This window comes from Kocuria arenosa, assembly GCF_042879215.1.
GTDB classification, from domain to species: domain Bacteria; phylum Actinomycetota; class Actinomycetes; order Actinomycetales; family Micrococcaceae; genus Kocuria; species Kocuria arenosa.
The window spans coordinates 165533-180195 of record NZ_JBHZTA010000007.1 but is presented as its reverse complement, the minus strand read 5'-3'; the positions used below and the strand labels follow the sequence as shown (position 1 = coordinate 180195).

14 protein-coding genes are annotated in these 14663 nt (G+C 73.0%); all 14 read right to left on the bottom strand.

The window, feature by feature from the left end; all coding sequences use genetic code 11:
- Positions 1–95 precede the first annotated feature (95 nt).
- Positions 96–2660 (bottom strand): ATP-dependent Clp protease ATP-binding subunit, encoded by a 2565-nt coding sequence (locus ACFYE3_RS13310; protein ID WP_368832667.1) that lies wholly within the window; start codon positions 2658–2660, stop codon positions 96–98.
- A gap of 299 nt (positions 2661–2959) precedes the next feature.
- Positions 2960–3289, bottom strand: a complete 330-nt coding sequence (locus ACFYE3_RS13305) for a histone-like nucleoid-structuring protein Lsr2 (protein ID WP_387609922.1) — start codon at positions 3287–3289, stop codon at positions 2960–2962.
- A 253-nt stretch (positions 3290–3542) separates the two neighbouring features.
- Complete coding sequence (locus tag ACFYE3_RS13300) at positions 3543–3758, bottom strand: hypothetical protein (protein WP_387609920.1); 216 nt, start codon at positions 3756–3758, stop codon at positions 3543–3545.
- A gap of 65 nt (positions 3759–3823) precedes the next feature.
- Positions 3824–5347 (bottom strand): lysine--tRNA ligase, encoded by a 1524-nt coding sequence (gene lysS / locus ACFYE3_RS13295; protein WP_387609919.1) that lies wholly within the window; start codon positions 5345–5347, stop codon positions 3824–3826.
- A 44-nt stretch (positions 5348–5391) separates the two neighbouring features.
- Positions 5392–6267: a pantoate--beta-alanine ligase gene (gene panC / locus ACFYE3_RS13290; protein ID WP_387609917.1), complete on the bottom strand. Its 876-nt coding sequence runs from the start codon at positions 6265–6267 to the stop codon at positions 5392–5394.
- On the bottom strand, positions 6264–7202 hold the full coding sequence (locus ACFYE3_RS13285) for a Rossmann-like and DUF2520 domain-containing protein (protein WP_387609915.1): 939 nt from the start codon (positions 7200–7202) through the stop codon (positions 6264–6266). The genes panC and ACFYE3_RS13285 overlap by 4 nt, the downstream gene beginning before the upstream one ends.
- On the bottom strand, positions 7199–8725 hold the full coding sequence (locus tag ACFYE3_RS13280) for a PH domain-containing protein (RefSeq protein WP_387609913.1): 1527 nt from the start codon (positions 8723–8725) through the stop codon (positions 7199–7201). Before ACFYE3_RS13280 ends, ACFYE3_RS13285 begins: the two co-directional genes overlap by 4 nt.
- Positions 8722–9234 carry a PH domain-containing protein gene (locus ACFYE3_RS13275; RefSeq protein ID WP_368832700.1) on the bottom strand — a complete coding sequence of 171 codons (513 nt, stop codon included), beginning with the start codon at positions 9232–9234 and terminating at the stop codon, positions 8722–8724. The genes ACFYE3_RS13280 and ACFYE3_RS13275 overlap by 4 nt, the downstream gene beginning before the upstream one ends.
- A gap of 10 nt (positions 9235–9244) precedes the next feature.
- The gene (locus ACFYE3_RS13270) at positions 9245–9814 is read right to left on the bottom strand and encodes a DUF3180 domain-containing protein (protein WP_387609911.1); all 570 of its coding nucleotides are present in this window, start codon (positions 9812–9814) and stop codon (positions 9245–9247) included.
- A 12-nt stretch (positions 9815–9826) separates the two neighbouring features.
- Positions 9827–10357 (bottom strand): 2-amino-4-hydroxy-6-hydroxymethyldihydropteridine diphosphokinase, encoded by a 531-nt coding sequence (folK, locus tag ACFYE3_RS13265; protein WP_387609910.1) that lies wholly within the window; start codon positions 10355–10357, stop codon positions 9827–9829.
- Between the two features lies 1 nt (position 10358).
- Positions 10359–10820, bottom strand: coding sequence for a dihydroneopterin aldolase (folB, locus tag ACFYE3_RS13260; protein ID WP_368832676.1), 462 nt, complete (start codon positions 10818–10820; stop codon positions 10359–10361).
- The gene (gene folP, locus ACFYE3_RS13255) at positions 10817–11758 is read right to left on the bottom strand and encodes a dihydropteroate synthase (protein ID WP_387609908.1); all 942 of its coding nucleotides are present in this window, start codon (positions 11756–11758) and stop codon (positions 10817–10819) included. The genes folB and folP overlap by 4 nt, the downstream gene beginning before the upstream one ends.
- Positions 11759–11762: 4 nt before the next feature.
- A complete protein-coding gene (gene folE / locus ACFYE3_RS13250) occupies positions 11763–12527 on the bottom strand; it encodes a GTP cyclohydrolase I FolE (RefSeq protein ID WP_387609907.1) in 765 nt (254 codons plus the stop codon).
- Positions 12528–12539: 12 nt separating this feature from the next.
- Positions 12540–14648: an ATP-dependent zinc metalloprotease FtsH gene (gene ftsH / locus ACFYE3_RS13245; RefSeq protein ID WP_387609905.1), complete on the bottom strand. Its 2109-nt coding sequence runs from the start codon at positions 14646–14648 to the stop codon at positions 12540–12542.
- Positions 14649–14663 lie beyond the last annotated feature (15 nt).

Sequence of the window (14663 nt, the reverse complement as noted above, 5' to 3'; positions counted from 1 at the left end):
GGGGGTTACCCTCCGCGACCGTCCCCACTTGGGCGGACGCCGAGGGGCCCGCCGCGCGGGTGCGCGGCGGGCCCCTCGGCGGGCGTCAGGCGGACTCAGCCCTCGGAGCGGTTCTCACCGTCGCCGCGGGAGACGTCGACGTCCTCCAGGCCGCCCATCGGGTCGACCATGCCGTCGCCCGTGAGGTCGGACATCGGGGTGGAGGAGAAGACCAGCTTCTCCGCGTCGCCCTCGCCCTCGGTGCCCACGAAGATCTTCTCCCCGGTGCTGATCTCCCCGAAGAGGATCTTCTCGGAGAGCTGGTCCTCGATCTCCCGCTGCATGGTGCGGCGCAGCGGACGGGCGCCCATGGACGGGTCGTAGCCCTTGCGGCTGACCCACCGCTTCGCGGAGTCGGAGAGCTCGATCGACATTCCCTGGTCGCGCAGCCGCTCCTGCAGCCGGGCCACGAACAGGTCCACGATCTGCACGATCTCGGTCTCGGTGAGCTGCGGGAAGACGATGATCTCGTCCACGCGGTTGAGGAACTCGGGCCGGAAGTGCTCCTTGAGCTCGTCCTGCACCTTCGCCTGCATGCGCTCGTAGTTGGACGCGGGGTCCACGCCGGTCTGGAACCCGACGGGAACGGCACGGGAGATGTCCTTGGTGCCCAGGTTCGTGGTCATGATGATCACGGTGTTCTTGAAGTCCACCACGCGGCCCTGCGAGTCGGTCAGGCGACCGTCCTCGAGGATCTGCAGCAACGAGTTGAACAGGTCCTGGTGCGCCTTCTCGACCTCGTCGAAGAGCACCACCGAGAACGGCTTGCGGCGCACCTTCTCGGTGAGCTGCCCGCCCTCCTCGTAGCCCACGTAGCCCGGAGGGGCGCCGAAGAGCCGGGAGACCGTGTGCTTCTCCTGGTACTCGGACATGTCCAGGGTGATGAGGGCGTCCTCGTCCCCGAACAGGAACTCCGCCAGCGCCTTCGCGAGCTCGGTCTTGCCCACGCCCGTGGGCCCGGCGAAGATGAACGACCCGCCCGGCCGCTTGGGGTCCTTCAGGCCCGCGCGCGTGCGGCGCATCGACCGGGAGAGCGCCTTGATGGCGTCGTCCTGGCCGATGATGCGCTTGTGCAGCTCGTCCTCCATGTGCAGGAGACGGCCCGTCTCCTCCTCGGTGAGCTTGTAGACGGGCACTCCCGTGGAGGCGGAGAGGACGTCGGAGATGACCTCGGGAGTCACCTCCGCGAGCTCGTCACCGCCCTCGCGCCAGGCGCGGTCCTTGTCGTCCCGCTCGGCGATGAGCTTCTGCTCCGTGTCGCGCAGCGAGGCGGCCTTCTCGTAGTCCTGGCCGTCGATCGCGGCCTCCTTGAGCCGCTTCACCTCGACGATGCGGTCGTCGAGCTCCTTGATCTCCGGCGGGGCCGTCATCCGCTTGATGCGCAGGCGCGCGCCGGCCTCGTCGATCAGGTCGATCGCCTTGTCCGGCAGGAACCGGTCGGAGATGTACCGGGCGCCGAGGTGCACGGCCGCCTCGAGGGCGTCGTCGGAGATGGAGACCCGGTGGTGCGCCTCGTACTTGTCGCGCAGGCCCTTGAGGATCTCCACGGCGTGCGCCTCGGAGGGCTCGTCCACCTGGATCGGCTGGAAGCGGCGCTCGAGGGCCGCGTCCTTCTCGATGTGCTTGCGGTACTCGTCGAGGGTCGTGGCGCCGATGGTCTGCAGCTCACCGCGGGCCAGCATGGGCTTCAGGATCGAGGCGGCGTCGATCGCGCCCTCGGCCGCGCCCGCGCCCACGAGCGTGTGGATCTCGTCGATGAACAGGATGATGTCCCCGCGGGTGCGGATCTCCTTGAGCACCTTCTTGAGCCGCTCCTCGAAGTCGCCGCGGTAGCGGGAGCCCGCCACGAGGGAGCCGAGGTCCAGGGTGTAGAGGTGCTTGTCCTTGAGGGTCTCGGGGACGTCCCCGCGCACGATCTGCTGCGCCAGGCCCTCGACGACGGCGGTCTTGCCGACGCCGGGCTCGCCGATGAGCACCGGGTTGTTCTTGGTGCGGCGGGAGAGGATCTGCATGACGCGCTCCATCTCCTTGAACCGCCCGATGACCGGGTCCAGCTTGCCCTCGCGTGCGGCGGCGGTGAGGTTGCGGCCGAACTGGTCCAGCACGGCGGAGCCCGCGGGCGTGCCCTCGGACTGCCCGGCGGAGCGCACGCCGGCGCCCTCCTTCTCGGGGGTGCCCCCGCCCTGGTAGCCCGAGATGAGCTCCAGCACGGTGGAGCGCACCTTCTGGGGCTCAGCGCCGAGCTTGGTCAGCACCTGCGCGGCCACGCCCTCACCGGCGCGGATGATGCCGAGCAGGATGTGCTCGGTGCCGATGTAGTTGTGGCCGAGCTGCAGGGCCTCGCGCAGCGAGAGCTCGAGCACCTTCTTGGCGCGCGGCGTGAACGGGATGTGCCCGGACGGGGCCTGCTGACCCGGGCCGATGATGTCCTGGACCTGCTCGCGGGCGCCGGTGAGGGTGATGCCCATCGAGTCGAGCGCCTTGGCGGCGACCCCCTCGCCCTCGTGGATCAGCCCGAGCAGCAGGTGCTCGGTGCCGATGTAGTTGTGGTTGAGCATCCTGGCCTCTTCCTGGGCCAGCACCACGACCCGGCGGGCGCGGTCGGTGAAGCGTTCGAACATGGATACTCCTCAGTCGATGTCTGCAGACGATGCTACGCACCCGCAAGCCCGATCGGGGGGCTGTTCGCCACCGGCGAGAAGACCGGGGGGCCGGGGCGCGGACGACTCCCGGAAGGGCGCACGAGAATTGCCGCTGTTCGCGTCCGCGGCAACAAAGTCGCAGGTCATCAAAAGAATGGGAGCGGAATTCGGTCCCGGACCCGTTCGCGGGCATTAGTGGCCCGCCCCGGCGGGTGGAAAAGATAAGGAGGGACCGGCGGGCCGGTCCCTCCTCTATTGTGCTGAGCGCGAGCGCGCTCCTATTTGTGGGCGTCGTAGTACGCCTTCTGCACGTCCTGGTGAATACGGCCGCGGTCGGAGACCGGGTGGCCGTTCTCCCTGGCCCACTGCCGGATGGCGGCGGTGTCCGGGTTGGACTTCCCGGTGGGGCGGGCCTGCTTGGGCGCCTGCTTGCTCTGGGCGCGCCGCGCCTTCGCGATGAACGGCCGCACGGCGTCGCGCAGCTTGGTGGCGTTGCCCTCGGAGAGATCGATCTCGTACTGCGCGCCGTCGAGGCCGAAGCGCACGGTCTCCTCCGCGGGCCCGCCGTCGAGGTCGTCCTCGAGAATGATCTGCACGGTCTGTGCCATAACTGAAACTCTCCTCCGCCTCTCGGCGCTCGTCTTTCCCCGGCCGCGCCGAGAGCGGCGCGTTCCGAGGCGGTGCTGATTCCCCCGTGTCATACCGGATGATCCGGATCGTGAATTCCGGCGAACACCGGGAACCCGCGCTCCCGGCGTCGTCGAGTTTATCCTACAATTCGGGAGCGGAATTCAACAGCACGAAAAGGCGGACAAACGGGCGCGAATTCGAATTCATCGGAAAGACCGGGGAGGCGGGAGCTCAGCGTCCCGTGCCGCGGCCGCGGCGCGGCGACCGGCCGAACGGCAGGTCCTCGCCGTCGCGCTGCTTGAGCTGCTCGTACCAGCGCTCGGCGTCCTCCTGGGAGCGGGCCTCGACCGCGCGCTCCGTGCGGTCGCCGCGGAAGATCCAGCGGAGAATGAACCAGAAGATGATGCCGATGCTGATCGAGGGCAGCAGGACAGCGATGTATTCCATGGGTGCGATTCTCTCGGGACGATCTGGGCGGAGGCTGAGGATGGCGCGGGGCCGCGGCCCCGCGCTCAGTCCTGCTCCGGCTTCATGAGGGGGAACAGGATGGTCTCCCGGATCCCCAGGTCGGTGAAGAGCATGATGAGCCGGTCCAGGCCCAGGCCCAGCCCGCCCATCGGCGGGGCGCCGTGCTCGAGGGCGCGCAGGAAGTCCTCGTCCAGCCGCATGGCCTCGTCGTCGCCGGCCGCGGCCCGGTGGGACTGCTCGGTGAGCCGCTCGCGCTGGACCACGGGGTCGATCAGCTCGGAGAACGCCGTGCCGCGCTCCATCCCGCCGATGATCAGGTCCCACGCCTCGATCAGGCCGTGCTCGGAGCGGTGCTGGCGGGCGAGCGGCTGCGCCGAGGGCGGGTAGTCGCACACGAAGGTCGGCTGGACCAGGGTGGGCTCCACGATCTCGCCGAACAGCTCGAGCACGTACTTCTCCGCGTCCCACATCGGTCCGACGGGGACCTCGTGCTCCTCGGCGATCCGGTGCAGGGTCTCCACCGGTGTCTCCGGGGTGATCCGCTGCCCCACGGCCTCGGACAGGGCCGGATAGACGGACAGCCAGCGCCACTCCCCGCGCAGGTCGATCGTGCCCTTCTCCGTCTCGATCGTGTCGACGCCCAGGGCGTCGGCGCACGCGAGGATGATTTCCTTGATCCGCTCGGCCATCGTGAACTGGTCGGCGTAGGCCTCGTAGGCCTCCAGGGTGGTGAACTCGGGGCTGTGCGAGGAGTCGACGCCCTCGTTGCGGAAGACCCGGCCGATCTCGAAGACCCGCTCGATCCCGCCGACCACGGCGCGCTTGAGGTAGAGCTCCGTGGCGATGCGCAGGGTCATGTCCTGGTCGAACGCGTTGAGGTGGGTCTCGAACGGCCGGGCCGTGGCGCCGCCGTGCACGAGCTGCAGGATCGGCGTCTCGATCTCCACGTAGCCGCGGTCGACGAGGACGTTGCGCACCGTCTGGATGATCCGTGCCCGTTGCACGACGACGTCGCGGGCCTCGGGCCGGACGATGAGGTCGAGGTAGCGCCGGCGCACCCGGGTCTCCTCGTTGAGCTCGTTGTGCAGCGTGGGCAGGGGCCGGATCGCCTTCGACGCCATGGCCCAGGCGTCGGCCATCACCGAGAGCTCGCCGCGGCGGGAGGCGACGACCTCACCGTGCACGGCCACGAAGTCGCCGAGGTCCACGAGTGACTTCCACTCCGCCAGGGAGTCCTCCCCCACCTCGGCCCGGGAGAGCATGACCTGCAGGCGGGTGCCGTCCCCCTCCTGGAGGGTGGCGAAGCACAGCTTGCCGGTGTTGCGCACGAAGACCACGCGCCCGGCCACGCCGACGAACTGCCCGGTCTCCTCGCCGGGCTCGAGGTGGCTGTGGGCCTCCCGCACCTCCGCGAGGGTGTGGGTGCGCTCCACGCCCACGGGGTAGGCCTCCCGGCCCGACTCGAGGAGCCGGGCACGCTTGGCGAGCCGGAACTGCATCTGGTCCGAGAGCTCGGCCTGCTCGGCCTCGTCCTGGGCGGTCGGGGAGGTGTTCTGCGCGTTGGTCACAGTTGTCCAGGATAACGGGGAGGGTCAAATCCCGGTCCGGGTGCTCAGAGCACGAGGTTGTCGATCAGCCGGGTGCCGCCCACGTGGGCGGCCACGAGGGCGAGGGCACCGGGCGCCGGCTCGACCGGCGCCAGGGTGCGGGGATCGACGACGACGAGGTAGTCCAGCCGGACCCCGTCCTCGGCGTCGATCCGCCGCCGGGCCGCCTCGAGCTCCAGCTCCCCGGCGGCGAGCGCCCGCAGCGTGCGCGGGAGCACGAGCGCGGACCGGCGCTGCGCGGCATCGAGGTAGCGGTTGCGGGAGGACAGGGCCAGTCCGTCGTCGTCGCGCACGATGGGCACGGGCCGGACGGTGACGGGCAGGTCGAAGTCTGCGACCATCCGGCGCACGAGGAGCAGCTGCTGGGCGTCCTTCTCCCCGAAGTACGCCCGGAACGCCGCCGGCCCGGGCGGAGCGGTGATGTTGAGGAGCTTGTTGACCACCGTCAGGGCGCCGTCGAAGTGGCCGGGGCGGCTCGCGCCGTCGAGCACGGAGCCCAGCCGGCCGGAGGTGACGCGCACGAGGGGCTCCCCGTCGGGGTACATCTCGGCCAGGGACGGGGCGAACACGAGGTCGGCGCCGAACCGGGCGAGCAGCTCGACGTCGGCCTCGAGGGTGCGCGGGTAGCGCCCGAAGTCCTCGTCCGGGCCGAACTGCAGCGGGTTGACGAAGACCGAGACCGCGACCACGGTGTTCTCCTCCCGGGCGAGGCGCACCAGGTGGCCGTGCCCCTCGTGCAGGGCGCCCATGGTGGGCACGAGGCCCAGCGACGCCGGCTCTCTAGGCGCCCGTTCCGGCACCGCGCCGAGCCGGTCGGCGAGGGCGGCCCGGAACTCCTCGACGCCCCGGCAGACGCGGGGGGCGCTGGCGGGGGTGCTCACGGGGTGTCCTCTCCGTCGGGGCCGTCGGGGCCGTGGGTGAGCTCGAGGGCGGCGAGCACGGCGTCGTAGCGGCGGCGGTCGAGCAGGCCGCGGTCCAGGGCGCGGCGGGCGGTGACGCGGGCGAGGTCCAGGTAGGCCAGGAGGACGTCGTCGCCGCCGTGGCCGTGGGCGTACTCGTCGAGGGCGTCCCGGTGGGCTGCCACGGTCCCCGCGTCGCCGCGGGCCACGGGTCCGGTGAGCGCCGACTCCCCCGCGGCCAGGGCGTTGTCCAGGGTGGCGCGCAGCAGGGGCCCGATCATCCGGTCGGGGCGCTCCACCCCGATGTCGCGGAGCACCTGCATGGACTGCCCGGCGACGGTCATCAGGTGGTTGGCGCCGTGGGCGAGGGCCGCGTGGTACAGCGGGCGGTCGGCCTCCGCGACCACCACGGGCTCGGCGCCCATCTCGACCGCGAGGGCCTGGGCGATGGGCAGGACCGGGGCCGGGGCCGTGATGCCGAACGAACAGTCGCTCAGACGGGTCAGGTCGAGGCTCATGCCCGTGAAGGTCATGGCCGGGTGGATCGCGAGCGGGATCGCCCCAAGCCGGCGGGCCGGGTCCAGGACGACGGTGCCCCAGCGGCCCGCGGTGTGCACCACGAGCTGGCCGGCCTGCCACAGCCCGGCGTCGGCGAGGCCCTGCACGAGCCCGGGCAGCTCGTCGTCGGGCACGGCGAGCAGCACGAGCTCGGCGCGCTCCAGCACGGCGGGGACGTCGAGGACGGGCACCCCGGGCAGGAGGGCCTCGGCCCGGTCCCGGCTGGCCTCGGAGACGGCGTTGACGCCGACGACGGCGTGGCCGGCGGCGCGCAGCGCAGCACCCAGGACCGCGCCCACCTTTCCGGCGCTGACGACCCCGACCCCGAGGCGTCCCGGGCGGTCGGACGGGTGGGTCATGCGTTCTCCTGCCGGGGGGTCGGGGGGCGGCTCGGGCCGTCGGCCAGTCTACGGGCCCCGGCCGCGTGCGCCGCCTGTGCCGCGGCGAGCGCCCGGGCGTCCCCGGTGTCGAGGTGCGGGACCGTCACGGTCACGGGCCCGGGCGTGGAGTGCAGGTGGACGTCGGCGAGCCTCAGCGCCCGCTCGAGCGGGCCCTGGCTCACGGCCACCGACTGGGTCTTCTCGTGGGGCAGCACGGCGGTGCGCCGGCTCAGCCGCCCGGACCGGACCGCGAGGACGTCGCCGGTCGCGGCGAAGCCGGTCCGGCGGTGCACCAGGGGGTCGAGCCACCGGGCCCGGCGCGGGGAGGTGGTGAACCGGCCCTGCGCGCCCAGCCCGTGCAGGCCTTCCCGCAGCAGCGCCGCGAGGTCCCCGTCCCGGGCGCCGGGCAGCGCGAGGTGCAGGACCTGGTGCACCTGGGGCAGGGTGCCGACGGGCAGCAGGGTGGAGCGCATGGCGTCGCTCTCCCCCGCCGCGGGACCGTAGCCGGCCACGTTGACCCGCACCCGGTACCAGCCGAAGGCCCGCCAGAGCAGCGGCTGGTCCACGCCCACCGCCTGGATCCGCCCCGCCGGGACGGTCTGGGAGCGGACGCTGAACAGGCCGTAGCGCACGCGCATGCCCTCGGGCACGCGCAGCAGCCGGAAGTGGTAGCCCTGCTCGACCCTGCGGTAGGAGACGGCGCCGAAGCTGATCAGCCCGGGCAGCCAGGCCGCGAGCATCGCCGGCCCGGTCCGGGGGTCCGCCAGCAGGGCGAGCGGCGCGGCCGCCAGCAGCACGGCCAGGGCGACGGCGGAGCCCGAGGCGAGCACCGAGCCGATCAGCCGCGGCACCGGCACCCCGAGCACCGGGCGCTCCTGGTCCCCGGTCACCGCCCAGGGCGCCGGCCGCCGCACGGGCGCGCCGGGCGTCCCGCCGGGCGCCGGGGCGGAGCGACCCCGGACCGGGGCGGCCAGGCCGAGCCGGCCCAGCAGCTCCCCGCGCAGCACGCGGGCCTGGGGGTGGGTGAGGTAGGACAGGGACACCGCGGACTGCCCGGCGTCGGCCACCTCGAACTTCAGCTCGGCCAGCCCCAGCAGCCGGGGCAGGAACGGGCGGTGGATGTCGATGGCCTGCACCCGGTCCAGCCGGGCCTGGCGCTCCTGCCGGAAGAGCACCCCGGAGCGGATCCGCACGTGCTCCGGGGTCACCTGGTAGCGGGTGAACCACCACGAGACCAGCACGGCCGCCGCGAAGACGAGCAGCACGACCAGCACGATCCCGGCCAGCACCCACCAGAACGCGGTGCCCATCCGGGCGGGGTCGAAGTCCTGGGGCGGCACGGCGTCCCCGCGGCCGAGATAGGCGTTGAGGAGGTCGTCGAGGAGGATGTTGACGACGGCCCCCGCGATCACGAGCATCGCGAGCCACCCCTTGACCACCGGGGTGAGCGGGTGGACACGGTGCCACTGCGCAGCCGCCGCGGGGGCGGGCCCAGCGCTCACAGGCCCGCCAGGAGGGCCTCGCCGCGCGCGGTGAGCCGCTCGCGCAACCGGGACGCCTCGGCGTGCTCCACCCCGGGGATCTCGGCGTGGCTGCCCACGGCCGCGGTGTGCAGCTTCACGGTGGCCAGGCCGAAGCTGCGCTGCAGCGGGGAGACCGACACGTCCACGTACTGCATCCGCCCGTAGGGGATGACCGTGACGCGCTGGTAGAGCAGGCCCCGCCGCACGAGCAGGTCCTCGCCGCGCTCGGCGTAGCCCAGCGCCCGGACCCGCCGCGGGGCCAGGAGCACCGAGAGCAGGCCGGCCGCCAGGACGGCCGCGGGCGGCAGCAGCAGCAGGCCCAGAGGGGCTCCGGACCAGACGCCCGTGGCCGCCAGCACCGCGGGCCAGCCCAGGGCCGCGAGCCAGAACAGGGTGCTGAGGAGGGTGGAGAGCACCACCACGGTGAGGTGCCGGGGCGAGACCCGGGTCCAGGCCAGGCCCTCGGGGTCGATCGCGGGGTTGCTCAGGGGCACCCGGTCACCGGGCGTCCCGGCCACGGGTCCGCCGCCGGGCGCGCGGGCGGATCTCTCGGGCATAACCACCTTCTCCCTCGGGGAGCTCCTTCTGCCGTCCCCTACGGTACTCGGCGCCCTCCTCCGCGTCGGGATCGTCCGGCGGCAGTTTGCAGAAGCCTTCCACGATCCAGCCCACCACGACGAGGACGAGCCCGGCCCCGGCGTGCACCAGGCTGGCCCACAGCGGGCCCTGCTCGGAGCGCACGGACACGAGGGCGAGCTGCTCGACGGCGACGGCGGCGTGCCAGCCGGTCAGCATCGCCCCCGCCCAGGCCACCGCTTGCGCCCCGGCCGCGGTGCGGGCCGCGACGAGCGGGTCGAAGCGCTCCGGGTGCGCCCCGTCCTGGTGGCGCTTGACCCGCACGCCCAGCACCAGCAGGGCCGCCGCGACGGAGGCGAGGGCCGCGAGCGAGGCCCACGGCAGGATCAGCAGCGGCCCGCCCGCCGCCGTGGAGAGCCGGTTGGCGGTCCAGCCGACGGCGCCGGCGGCGGCGGCGCACATCAGCAGCGCCGGGACCGTGAGCACGTGCACGGCGGCTCCTCCTCAGTCCCCGTCCCCGCCGGGGGCGGGGTCCTCGGCCAGCAGCGGGATCGTGTCCGGCCCCAGGCCGCCGAGGTCCGCCGCCCCGCGGGCCAGCTCGGCGACGCCGCGTCCCTCGAGCGTCGCGCCGGGGTCCATGAGGGCCCAGGGCACGAGCACGAACGCGCGGGTGCCGGCGCGCAGGTGGGGCACGGTGAGGTCCGGCTCGTCCAGGCGCAGGTCCCCGTAGACGATGATGTCGACGTCGAGGGTGCGCGGGCCCCAGCGCTGGGTGCGGGTCCGGTGGTGGCGCTCCTCCACCTCCTGGCACGCCCGCAGCAGCCCGAAGGGGCTCAGGTCGGTCTCCACCTCGACGACGGCGTTCAGATAGTCGCCCTGGCCGGCCGGTCCGCCGACCGGCTTGGAGCGCACGATGGGGGAGGCTCGGGTCAGCGTGATCCGCGGGTGGCCGGCCAAATCCTGGGCGGCGCGGCGCAGGGTGGCCTCCCGGTCGCCGAGGTTGGCGCCGAGGGCGAGGACGGCCCGGGTGCCCACGTCAGCGCTCCCGGTAGATCGTCACGGACACGTCGGAGAACGTCACCTCGATGGGCGCCTTGGGCTTGTGCACGGTGACCTCCACCGCGTCGAGCGGGAAGCGGTCGAGCAGCCGCCGGGCGACCTGGTCGGCGAGGGTCTCGAGCAGGTTGACGCTGGGACCGATGACGATGTCCCGCACCTCCTCGGCGACCTCGCCGTAGTGGGCGGTCAGGGCGACGTCGTCGGTGGCCCCCGCCGCGGCCAGGTCCAGGTACATGACCAGGTCCACGAAGAAGGGCTGTCCGCTGCGCTTCTCCTGGTCGAAGACCCCGTGGTAGCCCACCGCGCCGATGCCCAGGAGGTTGATCCGGTCCCGGCGGTCGGGGGACCGCGTGGTGGACACCGGGACGTGCTGGCGGCCCGCCCGGTCCCCGGCGCGCATGCGGGCGGCGTCCGCGTCCTCGCGCGGCACCCGGTTCACCGGCCCGCTCCGGAGGACGCCGCCGGCAGCACGCCCGCGCCGGGACGCAGGAGGGCCGGCTCCACGCCGCGCCAGGCGTGCGCGGCGGCCACGGCGTCGACGCTCGGGCGCACCGCGTGGACGCGCACGCACCACGCCCCGGCGTGGGCGGACAGCGCACTGATCGCGGCCGTCGCCGCGTCCCGCCCGGCCGCCGGTCGGGGGGCGCCGTCCTGCTCGAGAAGGGTGCCGAGGAAGCGCTTGCGGGACGCCGCCACGAGCACCTTGTGGCCGGTGGCCGTGAAGCGCGGCAGCGCCCGGAGCAGCTCCCAGTTCTGGGCCCCGCGCTTGTCGAAGCCCAGCCCGGGGTCCAGGACCAGCTTCTCGGGGGCCAGGCCGGCCGCCAGGCAGCGCCCCGTCAGCTCCTCGAGCTCGCCGAGCACCTCCCCGGCGACGTCGTCGTAGACGGCCCGGGAGTCCTGCACGTCGGGCAGGCCGCGGGCGTGCATGAGGACGTAGGGCGCCTGCCGCTCGGCGACCAGGTCGATCATGTCCTGGGTCGCGCCCAGACCCGAGACGTCGTTGACGATGTGCGCCCCGGCGTCCAGGACGGCCTCGGCGGTCCCGGCGTGGAGCGTGTCGACGCTGAGCACCGCCCCCGCGGCGGCGAGGGCCTCGACCACGGGCAGGATCCGGCGCCGCTCCTCGGCGGGGGCGATCCGCTCGGAGCCGGGCCGGGTGGACTCGCCCCCGACGTCCACGATGTCGGCGCCCTCGGCCAGCATGCGCAGCCCGTGCGCGATCGCGGCCTCGTGCGCGGCGTGCTCGCCGCCGTCGCTGAAGGAGTCGGGGGTGACGTTGAGGATGCCCATGACCAGCGTGCGCCCGGTGGGCAGGTGCTCGAAGGAGCCCCAGCCGGAGGGCCGGTGCGCGGGGTCGGTGGGGCGGGGAGTCGTCACGTGCTCAGCGTCCCAGGATGAGGCTCATCGCCTCGGCACGGGTGGCGGGCTCGCGCAGCTGGCCGCGCACCGCCGAGGTGACGGTCTTCGCGCCCGGCTTGCGCACGCCCCGCATGGACATGCACAGGTGCTCGCACTCGACCACCACGATCACCCCGGCCGGGGCGAGGTGCTCCACGATCGCCTCCACCACCTGGGTGGTCAGCCGCTCCTGGACCTGGGGCCGGCGGGCGAAGAGGTCCACGAGGCGTGCGAGCTTGCTCAGGCCGGTGACCATCCCGTCGTGACCGGGGATGTAGCCCACGTGGGCGTGCCCGTGGAACGGGACGAGGTGGTGCTCGCAGGTCGAGTAGAAGGGGATGTCCTTGACGAGGACCATCTCGGAGTGGCCGATGTCGAAGGTCGTCCCGAGCACCTCGGCGGGGTCCTGGTGCAGGCCCGCGAACATCTCCGCGTACGCCCGCGCCACGCGCCCCGGGGTGCCCTGGAGGCCGTCCCGGTCGGGGTCCTCGCCGATCGCCAGCAGCAGCTCGCGCACGGCCGCCGCGACGCGCTGCTGGTCGACCGCCCCGGCGCCGGCCTCCAGCTCGGGGGCGGCGTCGGGGTACGGCGGGTCGAACGCCTCCGCGCGCGGGTCGTGCGCGCTCGTCTGCTTCGTGCGGGCCTCGTGGGGCAACGCGCCCTCCTTCGGGATCTGCCGGCTCGGCCGGGTCTGCCGGGTCTGCCGGGCGGAACGGGAGTCGGCGGACGCGACCGGCTGTCGCTCCATCCTAGGCCCGGCTCAGTCCGTGCCGGGCCCCAGGGTGGTGCCGGCGGTGCTCGCGGAGCCCGCCCCCTCCCCCGTCGGCACCGAGTGGCCGCGCTCGGGGACCTCGAGGGGGTGCTCCGGCTTCGCGGCGGCCGCCTGGTCCTGCGGGGCCAGGGTCGCGGGGTCCTGGGCGTGGATGCGCCGGGCCTCCTCGCGCTCGGCCTGCGTGACCACGGGCGGGTCCTCGGAGAGCGGCCGGGTGTCCTTGGACAGCCACACGGGCCTCAGGTCCCGCTTGCGGATGTCGTGGAAGAGGTCCGCGATCTGCGCCTCGTTGAGCGTCTCCTTCTCGAGCAGCTCGAGGGCGAGCCGGTCGAGGACGGGTCGGTTGTCCATCAGGATCGCGTGCGCCTCGTCGTGGGCCTGGTCGAGCAGGGCCCGCACCTCCTCGTCCACGATCGCGGCGGTGCGCTCGGAGTACTCCCGGCCCGAGCCGGCGGCGTCCCGGCCGAGGAACGGCTCGGAGCTGTCCCCGCCCAGCTTGATCGAGCCCACGCGGGCGCTCATGCCGTACTGGGTGACCATCTTGCGGGCCGTGTCGGTGGCCTTCTGGATGTCGTTGGACGCGCCGGTGGACGGGTCGCGGAACACGATCTCCTCCGCCGCCCGCCCGCCCATGGCGTAGGCCATCTGGTCGAGCAGCTCGTTGCGGGTGGTCGAGTACTTGTCGTCCATGGGCATGACCATGGTGTAGCCCAGGGCCCGGCCGCGGGGCAGGATGGTGATCTTCGTGACCGGGTCCGTGTTGCGCAGGGCGGCGGCCACGAGCGCGTGCCCGCCCTCGTGGTAGGCGGTGACCTTGCGCTCGAGCTCCTTCATGATCCGGCTGCGCTTCTGCGGACCGGCGATGACGCGGTCGATCGCCTCGTCCACGGCCCGGTCGTCGATGAGCTGGGCGTGGGAACGGGCGGTCAGCAGCGCCGCCTCGTTCATCACGTTGGCGAGCTCCGCGCCCGTGAAGCCGGGGGTGCGCTTGGCCACGGCGGCGAGGTCCACGTTGTCCGCGAGCGGCTTGCCCTGGGCGTGCACGCGGAGGATCTGGAGGCGGCCCTTCATGTCGGGGGCCTCCACGCCGATCTGGCGGTCGAAGCGGCCCGGGCGCAGCAGCGCCGGGTCCAGGACGTCGGGGCGGTTGGTCGCGGCGATCAGGATGACGTTGGTCGTGGCGTCGAAGCCGTCCATCTCGACGAGCAGCTGGTTGAGGGTCTGCTCGCGCTCGTCGTTGCCGCCGCCCATGCCCGCGCCGCGCTGGCGGCCCACGGCGTCGATCTCGTCCACGAAGATGATGGCCGGCGCGTTCTCCTTGGCCTGCTGGAACAGGTCGCGGACCCGCGAGGCGCCCACGCCCACGAACATCTCGACGAAGTCGGAGCCGGAGATCGAGAAGAAGGGCACACCGGCCTCGCCGGCCACCGCCCGCGCGAGCAGGGTCTTGCCGGTGCCGGGCGGGCCGTAGAGCAGCACGCCCTTGGGCACCTTCGCGCCGAGGGCGGTGAAGCGCTCGCGCTCCACCAGGAACTGCTTGATCTCGTCGAGCTCCTGCACGGCCTCGTCCGCGCCGGCGACGTCGGCGAAGGTCACCGTGGGGTTGTCCTTGTCGAACATCTTGGCCCGCGAGCGCCCGAAGCGCATGACCTGGGACCCGCCGCCCTGCATCCGGGAGAACACGAACCAGAAGATGGCCAGGATGATCAGGAACGGGAGCATGAAGCCGAGGAGGCTGGTGAACCAGTTCGACTCGACGGGCTGGTCCGTGAACCCCTGGAGGTCCGCCGCGTTCATCGCGTCGACGACCTCTTCCCCGCGCGGGGTGACGTAGTAGAACTCCACGCTGCGCCCGAGGTCCCGGCCGTCGAGGGAGAGGTCCTCCTCCAGCTGGAGCTCGACCTTCTGCTGGCCGTCGTAGATCTTGGCCTCGGAGACCTGGCCGTCGCGGAGCAGCTGGAGCCCGACGTTGGTGTCCACGCGCCCGGAGGATCCCGTGGTGAGCGTGCCCACCAGGGGGAAGAGGATCAGAGCGGCCAGCAGGACCCAGAACCAGGGTCCTCTGAAGAAGTTGTTGGGTTTTTTCGCCGTGGCCAAGCCGCTGATCCTCCC